Source organism: Dokdonia sp. PRO95 (assembly GCF_000355805.1).
Taxonomy (GTDB): domain Bacteria; phylum Bacteroidota; class Bacteroidia; order Flavobacteriales; family Flavobacteriaceae; genus Dokdonia.
This window is the reverse complement of record NZ_CM001837.1, coordinates 1245959-1261451: the sequence shown is the minus strand read 5'-3', so window position 1 is coordinate 1261451 and position 15493 is coordinate 1245959. Positions and strand designations below refer to the sequence as shown.

Annotated in this window: 13 protein-coding genes; 1 reads left to right on the top strand and 12 read right to left on the bottom strand. The window is 35.2% G+C overall.

Annotation, left to right across the window (positions count from 1 at the left end; translation table 11 throughout):
* Positions 1 to 1269 (bottom strand): phosphoribosylamine--glycine ligase, encoded by a 1269-nt coding sequence (purD, locus tag D017_RS05450; RefSeq protein WP_035335125.1) that lies wholly within the window; start codon positions 1267 to 1269, stop codon positions 1 to 3.
* 64 nt (positions 1270 to 1333) lie between these two features.
* On the opposite strand from purD, the gene D017_RS05445 reads away from it, so the two are divergent.
* The gene (locus D017_RS05445; RefSeq protein ID WP_343215431.1) at positions 1334 to 2644 is read left to right on the top strand and encodes a phenylacetate--CoA ligase family protein; all 1311 of its coding nucleotides are present in this window, start codon (positions 1334 to 1336) and stop codon (positions 2642 to 2644) included.
* On the opposite strand, the gene D017_RS05440 is transcribed toward D017_RS05445, so the two are convergent.
* The 11 genes from D017_RS05440 to D017_RS05390 form a co-directional block, all read right to left on the bottom strand.
* The gene (locus D017_RS05440; protein WP_035335122.1) at positions 2641 to 3441 is read right to left on the bottom strand and encodes a glycosyltransferase family 2 protein; all 801 of its coding nucleotides are present in this window, start codon (positions 3439 to 3441) and stop codon (positions 2641 to 2643) included. The genes D017_RS05445 and D017_RS05440 overlap by 4 nt on opposite strands.
* Positions 3425 to 4777: an undecaprenyl-phosphate glucose phosphotransferase gene (locus D017_RS05435; RefSeq protein WP_035335121.1), complete on the bottom strand. Its 1353-nt coding sequence runs from the start codon at positions 4775 to 4777 to the stop codon at positions 3425 to 3427. Before D017_RS05435 ends, D017_RS05440 begins: the two co-directional genes overlap by 17 nt.
* A gap of 2 nt (positions 4778 to 4779) precedes the next feature.
* Entirely contained in the window at positions 4780 to 5766 is a 987-nt protein-coding gene (locus D017_RS05430) for a UDP-glucuronic acid decarboxylase family protein (RefSeq protein WP_035335120.1), read from the bottom strand.
* Between the two features lie 82 nt (positions 5767 to 5848).
* The gene (locus tag D017_RS05425) at positions 5849 to 7072 is read right to left on the bottom strand and encodes a WcaI family glycosyltransferase (RefSeq protein WP_035335118.1); all 1224 of its coding nucleotides are present in this window, start codon (positions 7070 to 7072) and stop codon (positions 5849 to 5851) included.
* A 35-nt stretch (positions 7073 to 7107) separates the two neighbouring features.
* On the bottom strand, positions 7108 to 8259 hold the full coding sequence (locus tag D017_RS05420) for a glycosyltransferase family 4 protein (RefSeq protein ID WP_035335116.1): 1152 nt from the start codon (positions 8257 to 8259) through the stop codon (positions 7108 to 7110).
* 117 nt (positions 8260 to 8376) lie between these two features.
* A complete protein-coding gene (locus D017_RS05415; protein ID WP_152023867.1) occupies positions 8377 to 9801 on the bottom strand; it encodes an O-antigen polysaccharide polymerase Wzy in 1425 nt (474 codons plus the stop codon).
* A gap of 62 nt (positions 9802 to 9863) precedes the next feature.
* Complete coding sequence (locus D017_RS05410; protein ID WP_035335113.1) at positions 9864 to 11102, bottom strand: O-antigen ligase family protein; 1239 nt, start codon at positions 11100 to 11102, stop codon at positions 9864 to 9866.
* 90 nt (positions 11103 to 11192) lie between these two features.
* Complete coding sequence (locus D017_RS05405) at positions 11193 to 12275, bottom strand: glycosyltransferase (RefSeq protein WP_051583814.1); 1083 nt, start codon at positions 12273 to 12275, stop codon at positions 11193 to 11195.
* The gene (locus tag D017_RS05400; RefSeq protein ID WP_035335112.1) at positions 12262 to 13533 is read right to left on the bottom strand and encodes an oligosaccharide flippase family protein; all 1272 of its coding nucleotides are present in this window, start codon (positions 13531 to 13533) and stop codon (positions 12262 to 12264) included. The genes D017_RS05405 and D017_RS05400 overlap by 14 nt, the downstream gene beginning before the upstream one ends.
* Positions 13534 to 13554: 21 nt before the next feature.
* Positions 13555 to 14433: an FkbM family methyltransferase gene (locus D017_RS05395; protein WP_035335110.1), complete on the bottom strand. Its 879-nt coding sequence runs from the start codon at positions 14431 to 14433 to the stop codon at positions 13555 to 13557.
* Between the two features lie 2 nt (positions 14434 to 14435).
* Entirely contained in the window at positions 14436 to 15488 is a 1053-nt protein-coding gene (locus tag D017_RS05390) for a GDP-L-fucose synthase (protein ID WP_192816529.1), read from the bottom strand.
* Positions 15489 to 15493 lie beyond the last annotated feature (5 nt).

Genomic DNA, 15493 nt, shown 5'->3' with positions numbered 1-15493 from the left:
CTATAGGTCAAAACCTATATCTGTACGATAATTTATCCTATCAAAATGTAGTTTTTCTATATTCTGGTAGGATTTTTTTATGGCCTCTCTGTAATCTTCATCAAAGGATGTGATTGCAATCACCCTACCTCCATTAGTAACTACTGCGCCATCTTTTTCTGTTGTTCCTGCATGAAAAGCAATAGAACCTTCTATGTTTTCAAGTCCTGTGATTACTTTTCCTTTATCATAAGCTTCTGGATATCCTCCAGAAACAAGCATTATTGTTGCTGCGCTTCTAGCATCTAGCTTAAACTCTTGCTGGTCTAATGTTTGATTATCAACCGCTTTAAAAAGTGATACAAGATCAGACTGAATACGTGGTAATACTACCTCGGTCTCAGGATCACCCATGCGTACATTGTACTCAATTACCTTAGGGTCATCTCCTACTTTGATAAGACCAATAAATATGAATCCCTTGTAATCTATATTTTCTTTAGTAAGACCATTAACCGTAGGCTTTACAATGCGGTCTTCTATTTTTTTCATAAAAGCATCATCTGCAAATGGAACTGGGCTTATTGCACCCATTCCTCCGGTGTTAAGTCCTTTATCACCTTCACCTATACGTTTGTAATCTTTGGCAGTAGGAAGCACTTTATAGTTTTTACCATCTGTAAGTACAAAAACACTAAGCTCGATTCCGTCTAGAAACTCTTCTATGACTACGGTTGTACTTGCATCGCCAAATTTACCGCCAAGCATACTCGCTAGTTCCTTCTTTGCCTCATTAAGATCTTCTATGATTAAAACTCCTTTACCCGCCGCAAGACCATCTGCTTTTAAAACATATGGAGAGTTTAAAGTTTCTAAAAACGCTTGTCCTTTCTCTAGTGTTTCTACTGTAAAGGCTTCGTAGGCAGCCGTAGGAATATCATGAGCAATCATAAATTCCTTTGCGCGCTCCTTGCTCCCTTCAAGTTCTGCTCCTTCCTTGCTGGGCCCAATGACAGCAACGTTTTTGAGAGCTTCATCTCCTTTAAAGAAGTCATATACTCCTTGCACTAGCGGATCCTCAGGTCCTACAACAACCATTGTTATTTGTTCCTTAATCACTAAAGCTTTGATGGCCTCAAAATCGGTTACGCCTATGGCAACATTCGTTGCAATTTGAGCAGTACCTGCATTACCTGGTGCAACAAAAAGTGAATCACATTGCTCGCTCTGTGCTAGTTTATAAGCAAATGTATGCTCGCGTCCTCCAGAACCTAAGATTAAGATATTCATTATGGTATATTTTGCGTTTAGACAAAAATAAATGTTTGTATTTTGGCTCCCTAATTAAGACGATGTGAATTTATTCAACTGGGCTTTAAAAATGAAGGGATTTGATACCGCTTTCGCGAAAGCGGAATTACAACGTATCATAGATATCCCAGAAAGTGAATATGCAGCATATATATCTGAGCAGAAAAAAAAGATAGTTACCCATCACGAGATTTATAATTCCTTTTATAAAAGTCTCCTTACCGAAAGAGGCGAAAAAGACTGGGAAACACTGCCAGTGCTAACAAAAGCAGATCTACAACAACCGCTTGAAAATAGGCTTTCTCAAAACTACGACCGCAAGACGGTATACGTAGGTAGGACCTCTGGATCTTCTGGACATCCTTTTGTTTTTGCAAAAGATAAAGACGCTCATGCGTTGAGCTGGGTGAGTTTCCAAAGGAGGTACAACTGGTATCATCTTGACCTGGACACCTCAAAACAGGCGCGTTTTTATGGGATTCCGCTTACAACGATTGCCTATCAAAAGGAAAGACTCAAGGATAAACTAGGTAACAGATATCGTTTTCCCATTTTTGATCTTTGCGAGCACAAGCTTGCAGATATGGTTAAAAAATTTAGCAAGACACCTTTTGACTATATAAATGGCTACACCAGTAGCATTGTATTACTTGCTAAGTATTTGAAAAAGCACCAAATTATACTCACTGATATCTGTCCTACTCTTAAAGCATGTATTGTCACTAGTGAAATGCTATTTCCCGATGATTTAGAATTAATGCAGGAGCAATTTAATGTCCCAATCATTAATGAATATGGAGCCTCAGAAGTAGGACTTATAGCCTTTCAAAATAAGGAGAATCAGTTAGAGGTAGATAGTGAGTTGTTATTTGTCGAAATTCTTGATGATAACGATAAGCCTGTACCTCACGGTGTGGTAGGGCGTATTGTAATCACATCTTTTTATAATAAAGCACATCCTTTTATACGTTATGATATAGGTGATATGGGATCTTTATCACCACTAAGCACGCTTAAAAATCCTATTTTAGAAAATCTTCAAGGAAGAACAAGTGATATTGCACGGCTACCTAGCGGCAAAGTAGTTCCTGGACTAACATTTTATTATGTGACCAAGAGTATTATAGAGGAAGATGGCAATGTAAGTGAGTTCATTATTGAGCAAACTGCTCAAGATTCATTTAAATTTATTTATACCTCTGAGAGACCACTTAATGCTCAAGAAAAAAGAAATATTGAAAAAGCTACCACTACTTATCTTGAAGATGAACTAAAGCTAACTTTTGAAAAAGTAGCCGTACTGGACCGTAGGGATAGAGGTAAACTCAAACAGTTTACTTCTCTCGTTTCTTAGACATCATATCGCTGTATCCATTCAGGTCTTACTACGAAGTACTCCCAGAAAAAGCGGAGTAAACATATTGCAGCTACTACATGAGAATATCCTAAGCAAGTTTTGTAAAACTGATAGTTGTACTTAACGAGATTTAATTTATTTGAGCTCATCGAGCCTTCACGTACTCTATAAAAAGCCAGATCTTCTTGCAAACCTAAGGCGGGTTTTCCGCTCTTCTTTATCGCGTCTAGCCACAGCGCCCAGTCTTGTCTTTTTCTAACGTCTGGAGCGCTTATTTTACCTATTGAGGTTGCATTGTAAATACCAGTGAGATTTCCCACATAGTTATTGCTGTGTTGCTTTTTGTAATGGAGCTCTGGTAATGCCACGATGCGTTTACCAAGTGGTTTTCCATGTTCATCGATATGTACATAGCTGGTATAAGAAACGTCACAAGCTGTTTTTTGCATAAAGGCAATTTGCTTCTGGAGTTTTTCTGCATGCCATAAGTCGTCAGAGTCTAAGAATGCAATGAATTTCCCTTGAGCAGCTTCTGTTGCAATGTTGCGGGTGTGTGCGGCACCACTATTTCGCGAAAGCGTAATAAGTTTAATTCTATCATCAAGAGCTGCTAGGGCTCTTACAATATCAACAGAATTATCTGTCGAGCAATCATCTACGATAATTTGCTCCCAGTTTTGATACGTTTGTGCTTGAATACTCGCGATAGTTTGAGCAATAAATGGTGCTGCATTATACAGCGGAGTGATAATGGAGACTAGTGGCTGTATGTCATTTTTAGTAAGCTTTGTCATCTCCTACAATAGCTTTATAAATAGTATTAAAAACAATTTTAATATCTAAGAAGAGTGACCAATTTTCTACGTAGAATATGTCAAATTTTACGCGGTTTACTATATCCTCTTCAGTCTCTATTTCTCCTCTGTAACCACTCACTTGCGCAAGACCAGTGATTCCAGGTTTTATAAAGTGACGCACCATAAATTTATCTATACGCTCTGCATACATATGAGTATGTCTCACCATATGAGGTCTTGGCCCCACGACAGACATGTCTCCCTTAAGGACATTAATGAATTGCGGTAATTCATCCATACTGGTTTTACGCAGGAACCGACCTACTCTAGTAATACGACTATCATTTTTACTCACTTGCTCAATATCTGCCTTCTCATTATCTCTCATAGAGCGAAATTTATAGCAGTAAAACTCGTGATAATCTAATCCGTTACGTTTCTGTTTGAAAAACACAGTCCCTTTAGAGTCGAGCTTTATTAAAATTGCAAGCAAAGGGGTAAGCCATGATAATACGCCTACAAGTACAGCAATAGAAAGAACGATGTCAAACGCACGTTTAATAAACTGATTAAATGGTTTATCTATAGGGATGGTACGCAAAGATAGTATGGGAGTAATCCCTAGGTATTGATATTCTAGTTTCTTTGTAAAGATCTCGCGGCTGTCTGGAATAAATTTTAATATCTTAAGGTTGTTATCTGTAAATTCAGATATCTCTCTCAACTCTTCATTAGTAAACTGCTCTACTGAGCAGTAAACCTCATCTACACTATTCTCTAATATGTAATTAAATATGCTGTCAAGAGATACACTTGGGTCTTTTATATCAAAGGTGCTACTCACTACATAACCATACCTTTTGTTTTCATCAAAAAACTTTTTAAGCTCCTTAACTTGCACATTCCAGCCTAAAATAACAACACGACGATGGTTACCTCCTAAAACTGCTCTATACGTTTTTAACAAATAGAATACTCCAAATTTATTGATCCCTACACCTATAAAAACATATAAAACATATAGAAACACAGCTATTGGAGAGGCGTCTACTGTTTGAAATAGACCGAAGAATGCAAAAACAAGTAATGCAAAAATGAATAACTGTAATAGTAAAAGGGATACTATACGTGTAGGCTTAGTATACCTATAAACTTCATAAAAATCTGACTTGATGGTTGATAAAATCCAAGTTATCGTGATATACAATGAGAACACCACAAAATCCTCATTCATAATGAGGCATACCCTAGCTAGTAATAAAATAATTACTAGGTCTATAACATAAATTATGGGTCTTATGTAAAAGGAATACCTACCTACGCGTTGCGCCATACTTATTTACGTATGTGTTTTGAAAAGTCTTTATGTTCGCTTTTATATAATTGCTCTTGAGATAAACTTTTAAAATACTCAAACGTCTTTTTCATACCCTCTGCGCGACCTACCTTGGCCTCCCAATCTAATATTTCCATTGCTTTAGAAATATCAGGTTTACGTTGCATCGGGTCATCTACCGGTAAGTCTTGGTAAATTACTTTTTGATCAGTCCCGGTGAGTTTTATAATCTCTTCTGCAAAATCTTTTATTGTAATTTCATCTGGGTTTCCAATGTTTACGGGAAATGCATAATCACTCATTAATAGGCGGAAAATACCCTCTACCTGGTCATCCACATAACAAAAGGAACGAGTTTGTAAACCGTCACCAAATATCGTTAGATCTTCTCCCCTGAGCGCTTGTCCCATAAATGCAGGTATTACTCTACCATCATTAAGTCTCATACGAGGTCCATAGGTGTTAAAAATTCTCACTATGCGAGTTTCTAAGCCATGAAAACGATGATAAGCCATTGTGATAGATTCTTGAAAGCGTTTTGCCTCGTCATATACTCCTCTTGGCCCTATAGTGTTTACATTACCATAATAATTTTCATCCTGAGGATGCACGAGTGGATCACCATAAACTTCTGATGTTGATGCAATCAGAATACGGGCATTTTTAACCTTGGCCAATCCTAATAGGTTGTGTGTTCCTAACGAACCTACTTTAAGTGTCTGTATGGGTATTTTAAGATAGTCAATAGGACTCGCTGGTGACGCAAAATGTAGAATATAATCTAAGTCACCTGGCACATGCACAAAAGTAGTAACGTCGTGATGATGGAACTCAAATTGCTCTAACTTAAAAAGGTGCTCAATATTAGACAGGCTACCAGTGATAAGGTTATCCATCCCAATTACATGAAAACCTTCTTTAATAAATCTATCACATAAATGAGACCCTAAAAATCCTGCAGCACCCGTAATTAAAACTCTCTTCATAATTGGTTGATTAATCTATACAGACTTAACAATCTGTGTTCGTAAAAATAAGGAAGTATTACCTGCTTGTAAAGCCTAAGCCCTACAACCTACTCAGCGTTTGAGAAAATTTATCTAAAATAGGTTTCCTTGCAAATTTTTCAAGTACATAGTTTCTTGCAGCTGTACCCATAGTTAAAGCAGTTTCTGGAGCCGAATGGAGAGTCTCTAGCTGGCTCAATATTATATCAACATTAATAACGGAGTTGTAATATCCACCTTTCGAATCATTTATAATCTTAGCTGGCTCTGCGTCTGGGTGACCGGTAATGATAGATGGTCTAGCGCTCGCCATCATACCTAGTATTTTAGAAGGCATAACCGTATCTACAACTTCGCTCTTTTGAAATAAAATATGCACATCTGCACTAGCTAGCAAACTTGATAACGCGGCAAATGGTACTGGAGGATAAAAATTTACTTCTGTATGTTTTAAATTCTCCTTTAGAGCATTCATTTTTGCCCCTGCTCCTACTACAATTACTTCAAACGTATTAAAGTCTAATGCTTTGATAAGGTCTGTAAATAACTGCCAGTCTTGCTTGTCTCCCACATTACCAGAATATAAAATACTACACTTATCTTTAGAAAAATAAGGATGTGCTTGTGACTTAGATGGATCACTCTCGTTTGCATCTATCCAGTTAGGTAAATAGTAGGTTTCGGTGGTGGTTTTCTCTTTTAGTTTGGCAAGCATCGCATGGCTTATCGTACTCACATAATCTGCTTTATTGAGAATACTGCGCTCTAATTTCATCAACGCTTTATACGCCATACTTTTACTTTCACCTCCAGCGGCAAGACCCGACTGAAAAGCCGCGTCAAATTCAAAATCTTGAATGTGAATCCAGTGTTTTGCGTTACGCTTTCGCGAAAGCGTATTTCCTAACCATGCACTACTCGTAAAAGGAATAACAGAGATTACAATATCACACGCTGCAATCTGCTTGAAATTAAAGCGTGAACCTATGGTAAAATCGGCTATATGTATAACCCGTTTTAAGAATGTAGGCTCCTTGGGAGTAAATTGCTTATATCTATATATATCAATGGTTCCCTTCTTCTCATGTAGATAAGCTCCTTGGTTTTGATATGCTTCTGTTATTTCCCATTTAGGGTAATAAGGAAACGCAGTAATCACCGAAATATGTGCTCCTTGCTGCTCTAGATATTCTGCTAGTTGCGTGCTGTAAAGTCCTATTGCAGTGTCTTCCGGGTAGAAGTTTAAGGAGATAAGTGTGATGTGTTTGCCTTGGAGATTATTCATAGGGCTTGTAAAAATAGTTTAATAGAATTTCCTAATCATAAAACGGATTTATACGCATCTAGCAATTTTAATACGTTCTGTTGAGCTGTGTAGTTTTTCAGAAATGTTTCTCGGGCATTATTTCTCATAGTTTCTTGATCTAGGTAATCTGTTTTTTCAATCGCTTCTACAAGATTATCAATATCATCTAACGTGTAATGTAATCCATTGTATTGATCTTTAACTAATTGCCCACCATTCCCAAACGATGGTGCAATAACTGGGGTACCAAAGGAGAATGATTCTATTATAACCAACCCAAAAGTCTCGTACATCTTAGATGCTGTGATTAATGCTTGAGCATTTTTATATAAGCTTGATAACTCTTCTCCATCTTGATTTCCTACAAATTCTATATTATTATGTAGGTGTGAATAATTCTCAACAACTTCATGAAGGGGACCTGTACCTGCAATTTTGAGTCTTTTATTTGCTTTAATACAAGCTTCTATTACGTTTACAATCCCTTTTTCATCTGAGAGACGCCCTACAAATAGCATATAATTCTCTTTATCATAGAGGTAGCCTCTATCTTCGGTAAAATTTGGTTTGACTATAACTTGTTCCTCTCTAAAAGTTATATGCGATTTCTTAAAAATCTCATGAGAGAATTCGCTTAACAATATCACTTTGTCAATATATGATGACCATGTTTGTAAATGTCCATGCAGGGCGTTACTGATTACGGGAAATACTGTCGCGATTTTAGATTCTTGATAACAACCGTTTTTAATAGCGGGAATACCCCATTTACTTTTTATACAGTCTTCGCAAGGTTTCCCATCTCTAAAAAGAAGCCCGTTACTACATAGTATTCTGTAATTATGTAGAGTAACTATTACTGGTATGCGAAGTTCTTTACAAGCGTAAAAAATCGACGGAGTAATTACAGGCAAAAAATTATGCACGTGCACAACATCAGGTGAAGAATCTTTTAAAAATGCCTTAATTAATTTCTTTTGAGAAACCGAATATGGTAGCGACAATGCCGTTTTTAGCTTTCGCGAAAGCGTATTAATATCATTGTTATTTACAATATATTGAGAGACTTTATGACCTGCAGACTCTAGTAGCAATTTTTCTCGACTCACAACAATATCTTCACCGCCTATGTCTTTATATCTATTATGTATTTGGACTATGTGCATTTGCTACTTGGAAATATTAGAAGTGAAAACAATCAAAAATACAGATAAGTAAATCACTTTTTACAGTTCAAAATGATGCGTATATTAACTTATAAAATTGCATAGTATAAGGCTTCTTTATATACGTTGCTTATGTTTTGCCTTCCATGATTTCTGGTTTAAAAACATCTGTTCCATTATATATTGTAAAAAGCGCGTAAGTATATAAACTCCGACAAAGATGCCAATGTAATAAGAAAAGCCATTTGCAAAATCACCTCTCAATAAGAATAATAAATGTATAGCAAAGTAAAGTGCTAAAATCTTCTTAAGATAGTCGTCGCTTTTAAACCATGAAAGAAGCTTTATACATGTAATTGCGAGAAAAATAGCCATCATAACGACTCCAAAAATCCCAAAATTAATATAACCCTCAGATACTAGTGGATTAGATAAATTACTATAATGGAACCCATGATATTCAATAAGATGTTCACCAACTAATTTTCCAGTGGTTGTGGGTTTTGTCTCCCATAGACTACGAGGAACAAAAAATAATAAACCGCTTAGCAATTGATAACCGTATGAAAAGCCCTCATATTTTACATAGTCTAAGGTTGCTGTAATATTTATAAAGGCATCATAGTGTAATGTATTAAAAACCTGACCTATACCATAACCTTCAAAACTGTCCAATAACACTCTAGGTCTGTCTAAAATCTCCTCAAACGTGGCTGTCACATGTGTAAGTATGGCAGAGAGTGGGAAAACTATAATCATTGAAAAGAACATAAATAGCGTCATTTTAACATTGCTATTAAGTAATCTAGGTGCCATCAAGAATATAATACAAATATAAATGGGACCTAAAGCGTTGCGCTTTTCTGTCAAGGGGTTTTTAAACCACAATAAAAACGCTCCAAGAATTAAGAAAAGTAAGGCTACAATAATAATGTTTATTGGTAGTTTTTTTCGTTTCTCAAAATATTGAAAGCATAGTACGATTCCTGCAAATGGCATCATAAATAGCACCTTTTTCCACAACAATAGCATCCCTATTGACGCAGACGAGGGTGTCCCACTATGTCTTCTTATTTCTTCTTGTACAAAACCGAAGCTAGCAATAAACACTAGCACTGTAGCGATAGAGATTATACTAATTAGTACTGGCAGGGCTTTATATTTGGTCTGATCATAAACTGGAATAACTCTCAGTTTTCGAAACTTTTTAAAATAAAGATATGCTACAGCAAAGGTCAGGTTGAATATGATTACAAGTACATTTGTGTGTACAATTGCCGCTTGGGAGTATTTTAATTTAGTTATGAAAACTCCATTTGTAAGGTTTAATTCTCCTACTTGGAGAAGCGGAGAAAGTATGAAAAACAGAAAGCTAAAGACAAGAAACACAGAAATGAAAGGAGAAAACTCTTTCTCTTGATACAAATGCCACCAGAACATCCCAAATAATAAGAGATTACTTATAAAGAATGATATCCATACAGAAGTATCTGCACTGAATGTTGCAAATAGAAATATACTTATCAGTAGATAAGATAACATCAATATGAGTTTACCTAGCATACATCTTTAAACTTGAATATTTTCAACTAAACCCATTCTAATTATCTTCTTAAGTCACTGTGATTAGGAATTGCAAATAGTGATTTGGCAGTAAGAAAATTGAAGAATAATGAAAAGTATACAACACCTGCCTCCTTCTCTAAAATATTGTCGGTAAGCATTAAAATACCATAAAAAATGATAAATAGTATTAGTAATTCGTTATTAAACTTTACAGCAAAGATAAAGTTTATTAAAAGCGTACATATAAAAGCTAGAAGCGCTACAATACCGCCAATAATCAAAAAACTTAGAAACTGATTATGTGCATTATATCCTCCTTCTTGCAATATTGGTATTTCTAATTCCTGATATTTATCAGTTAAAACTGATCTAAAATCACCTACTCCATAACCTAAAATAGGGCTATCTAGTATTACATCTTTAGCAACATTATAGATAGTGTATCTAATATTTGTGGAGGTAGGGGCTCCTTCACCTACTGCCTCAATTTTCTTAAATTCTAAAAATTTATTTCGAGTGCGCGGAATTGCTACTATAAGTACCATAAGTCCTACTAAAGCAAAAAGATAAGGCCTTATAGTTACCTTTTTTCGTCGAAAGAGTATAAAGAGAAAAGCAACTATAGTTAAACCAATCATTGATCCTTTCTTTGCGTAAATTAATAAGAAACATACTAATATTAGATCTAAGGCAATTAAACATATTACTTTCCATTTTGTTGTTAAGGACTGTAATACATACACTGAAAAGATAAGGGCAACACTACAATGCATGGATAGATATATAGCATGCATTCCATATTTTCCTACATTTAATTTCATTGTCATAGGAAAGTGTTCTAACATTTCTATAAAACTGTAATGAGTGATATAAAACCACAAAAAAGGTATTACATTAAATAGAACCACTGTAATTATATATGCAAACAAGTACCTATACTTATTTCTATATAAGAAGTTAATATCTTTTTGGGAGTACATAGAAAAGCAAAGTGGGAAAACTACAAGAGATAAAAACATGATAAGTCTCTGTACTCCATACTCAAGATTATCACTATATAGTAACGTAAAGACCATTACTATAAAAACGGCACTATTTAAAAAGAAAAACCTAATATTAAAGGTGTTTCCACTTTTAAAAAAATGTAAACAACTCACAACGGCAAAGAGGCCGATTGCAATCGATTTTATATTAGAGGGTAATAAAATAGAGGCAAATAATAACAAGAGAGCACCCTCTACTAACTTGATACTATTTTGGCTCCTTATTATATCCATTTAATTGAGAATTATTAGAAATTATCACTTTCTTTATTGAGTACAAGTAAAAAAAGCTTCGCTTGACGGGCTAGTGGTTATAGAGGCTCATTACCTCTTAGTATTTAACAATTTACAAAATACTTGAGCCATTGCCTCTACAGAATAATTTTTGGCGCAAAATGCGGCAATTTCATCTCTTCTTGATGTCCATAAATCAATATTGCTGTACATATTTATTAAGCTTTCGCGAAAGCTTAATTCGCTATTAGTATCAAAAAAAAGAGCATTTACACCATCTAAAACTGCTTCAATTTCTGGGGAATGGTTTTCATCTCTTGAAACGATCATAGGTACACCAAAACCAAAACTTTGAGTTACAGACAACCCAACGTAACCAGGAGAAACACTAAAATAACTGTTGCTATATAATTCTCTCAATCGAGCTATATCATTTATATGGCCCAGCAAATGTATTCTGTGAGACAAGTTGTTTTCTATTATAAATGATTCTAGAGCCTCCTTTTCTTCTCCATCTCCTACAATAAAAAGCTGTACATCGTTTGGAATATCATTAAGTGCTTTGCTAAATGCCTTTGCAAGAAAAAGTGTTTTTTTACTTTCTGTTAAACGCCCCACATAAATAAGGTGTTTAGGGTTTCCAGCAATTGCACCCATTTGAGATGTATTGAGAAGTGCATTAGGTGCTGCGAGAATGATTTTACGGGGCATTTTCTCTTGAAGTTCTAATTGCTGTTTATTAGTATATACTACTATAGCCCTTGCTAGTTTACGCATGAGATGTCTTAAACTATCAGTACTAGCATCTTTACCTTGTCGTGGCCATGCGTGACCCCACAGTATCGTTTGTTTACCTAAAATTTTTCTACCTATCAATAATATCCAATTCGAAATTATTCTAGGGTTGAGTTCAAGCACTAACAGGTTATCACTCGCTATTAATTTTATGATTTGAAATTGAATTAAAAATCTAGCGTTAAAAAGGTAAGTGTTCTTAGTTTTCTTATAAGGGATTGTCGCGTCAGACTGTATAGATTTTTCAAAATAGTGACTACCACTATACAACTCAAAATTATCCCCTAGATTATCTCTCAAGGCTTTAAAGAAACCTTTTCTATAATCTGGGACAGCCGTTTGAATAATAATCAACTTTTTATCTTTAGATAGTTCCAACAGGTCTCGTTTTAATAAAGTAATATATTGAGAATATTAATAGAATAGCTTCTATAGAAACCGCCGTGATAACTGCTCCAAGTATCTCAAGCTGACTGATAAAAATTAAGCCTATTATAATCCCGCAAACAGCTGAAAAAGCCAATGTCTTCAATCGAGACATAAAATCACCAACCGCTGGAAAATAATGGGCAATAAATAGCATAAAATAACTAGTGAAAATGATATTAAGTGCAAGTATGTAGAAAAGGTAACTATTTTCATTTATAGCTACATTATCATACAATATGTTTAACAGCCATCCTCCACAAATTAGGAATGGTAGTGTAACCATAATTGCAAGTAAGCCAACTATAGGTAACATTTTTATTACGTATTCTCTCTGTTTTACACGTGTTTGACTAACTAACCATGGAAATAACGCTTGATATAGGGAAACAAAGACCCCTTTTGAAGTTGTGATAAGCTTTTCCATACTTGTGTAAATAGCTACTGTAGACTCATTAACAAAGAAACCTAGCACTAAGATGGGAATAGTGTTAATCAATCTAGCAGCGAGGTTAGACACAAATAAACTAAAGCTTTCCCTTAATAATTTTCTTACTAAGGTGAAACTAGGTTTAACAATGGAAACGTATTTCAAAGCTAAAATAATACTTAGAATTCCTGCTAGAATATATCCTATACCCATAAAGAATGGAACTTGAACATAATCTGACACATCACGTATAAACACAAATATAAGAAGTGTAAAAACTCCTTTTGCCAAAAGACTCAAGAGTGCCATCACTTTCATCTTTTCTATTCCTTGAAAAAACCAATCTACAAAGCACGCCTGTCCAAAGACCATAAGGTAGCTTAATAAAAACACTTCTTTTTCAATTTGAAATTTGGGCACAACAAAAACAGTAATAGCGTATAACATAAATACACTTGTAGCGATTACAATTTTTATAAGAAGGACAGTTGAAAAAACAGTTGCCATTTCTTCCTTATCAGATCTCTGTAGCGTTATATGTCTTGTTGCGCTGAGACTAAACCCATAATCAACAAAAATGTAAAGTACAGAACAAATGGCTTGTGCAAACATTATCAACCCAAACTTCTGCAAGCCTAATATTGAGATGAGATAAGGAAAGGTAACTATAGGTAATACTAGGTTTGTAACTTGAATAAGTAAAAGCGAGATATAATTTACAGAAATTCTCTTCCCAAATGAGGAATGAATTAACGCCTTAATTTCATGAAGGTTTTTCAAACTCTAATGTGATTGTTACATTTAAAATTCAGTGTTATGAATCTTAAATAATGGAGCCGCTTGAACTCTGTTTAAAATAAAATTATAATCACGTAAATACAAAGTATTATATTGTCCGTACGATTTGCGTAAATTCAGAGTGCGTGTAAAAGGATTATAGTCATATGGCTTAAAACCGCTTTCTATGAGCTTATTGTGAATTTTATTATCATCATAACCATATCTTTTAGATAGTCCATTTAACTCAATGATTATAGCTTGCAAGTTGCTATTTGAGATTGATTCCTCCATTCCTTCTAAAACGGCAGATTCAAATCCTTCTGTATCTATCTTAACGAGAGTAGTTTTATTTAATTCAAACAGATTATCAAAAGTGTCTACAAGGACCTCTATAGTATTTTTTTCTCCTTCTATAGCTACATGATTCATTGTGTCTAATCCGGCAGTAAATAAAATCTTCCCTTTAGTACTACCCACACCCATATTAAATGATTGCGTTCTATCTTGACTATTATTTAGTTCAATATTTCTTTGTAAACTTTCGAAAGTTTTAGGAACTGGTTCCACAGCAAACGTGGTAGCACCTATCTCAGAAGAAGCAAGTATACTGTAACTACCTACGTTTGCCCCTATGTCAATAAATTGATCCGTATCTCGCAGAAAATGAAGAAGGAAAGACATATCATTAAATTCCTGAAGGCCACAGTATATATTCTGGGTTGCTCCAGTCATTCCTTTAGAGACTAATAGCTTACTTTTAGTAGCAAAATTGCAAATTATAGGCCTGTTAAGAAGCCTACTTTTTAACTGCCATTTACCAAAACGTACAAGGCCAGCTACAGGATTTTTCTTATTAAGAGGATGTGTAACTATAAATTTAAGTGTATTGTAAAATGACATTCTTATCGGTTCTTAATATCTAAATACCAATTATATAATCTATTAACTCCATCCTCAAGCGCTACCGTATGTTTCCATCCTAAACTATTAAGTTTTGTAACGTCTGTAAGCTTGCGCGGTGTGCCATCTGGTTTTGAGCTATCAAAAATTAGTTGTCCTTTAAAACCTATCGTTTCTTTAATAAGCGTTGCTAGCTCTTTTATAGATATATCCTCTCCTGTGCCTATGTTTATGTGTGTATTTCTTACTTCGGTTGTGCTTCCTCTTACGTCATCAAAACTTGTGTTTTCTAAAATGTGCACACAAGCATCTGCCATATCTTGGCTCCATAAAAACTCTCTTCTAGGCGTTCCTGTTCCCCATATCTCAACGCTTTTGGCTGTTACACCGTACTTTTCTAGTATAGGTTGCGCTTTCGCGAAAGCGGAAACATCTAAGTCTCTACAGACCTCATCATTCTTTCCTTCTGAAAGTAATTTTGCAAGGTGAATCTTTCTTATCAATGCTGGTAAGACATGAGATTTCTCTAAGTCGAAGTTGTCATTAATTCCATAAAGATTAGTAGGCATCACTGAAATGAAATCTGTCCCGTATTGCAAATTATAACTCTCGCAAAGTTTGATGCCGGCTATTTTGGCAATGGCATAGGGCTCATTTGTATATTCTAAAGCTCCTGTAAGCAGAGCGTCTTCTGGCATAGGTTGCGGTGCATTTTTAGGGTAAATACAAGTACTTCCTAAAAACAACAATTTCTTAACTCCGTGTACATAACTCTGATGAATCACATTGTTTTGAATCATGAGATTCACATAAAGAAAATCTGCTCGATACGTATTATTTGCTATAATCCCACCCACTTTTGCAGCTGCGAGAAAAACATATTCTGGCTTTTCTTTCTTAAAAAACTCTTGTGTTGCTACTGTGTTTGTTAAGTCGAGTTCCTTGTGAGTGCGCGTGATTATATCCGTATAGCCTTTTGCTACAAGTGTATTAACAATCGCGCTTCCCACTAAGCCGCGATGTCCAGCAACAAAAATTCTAGCGTTTGTAGGTATGGATG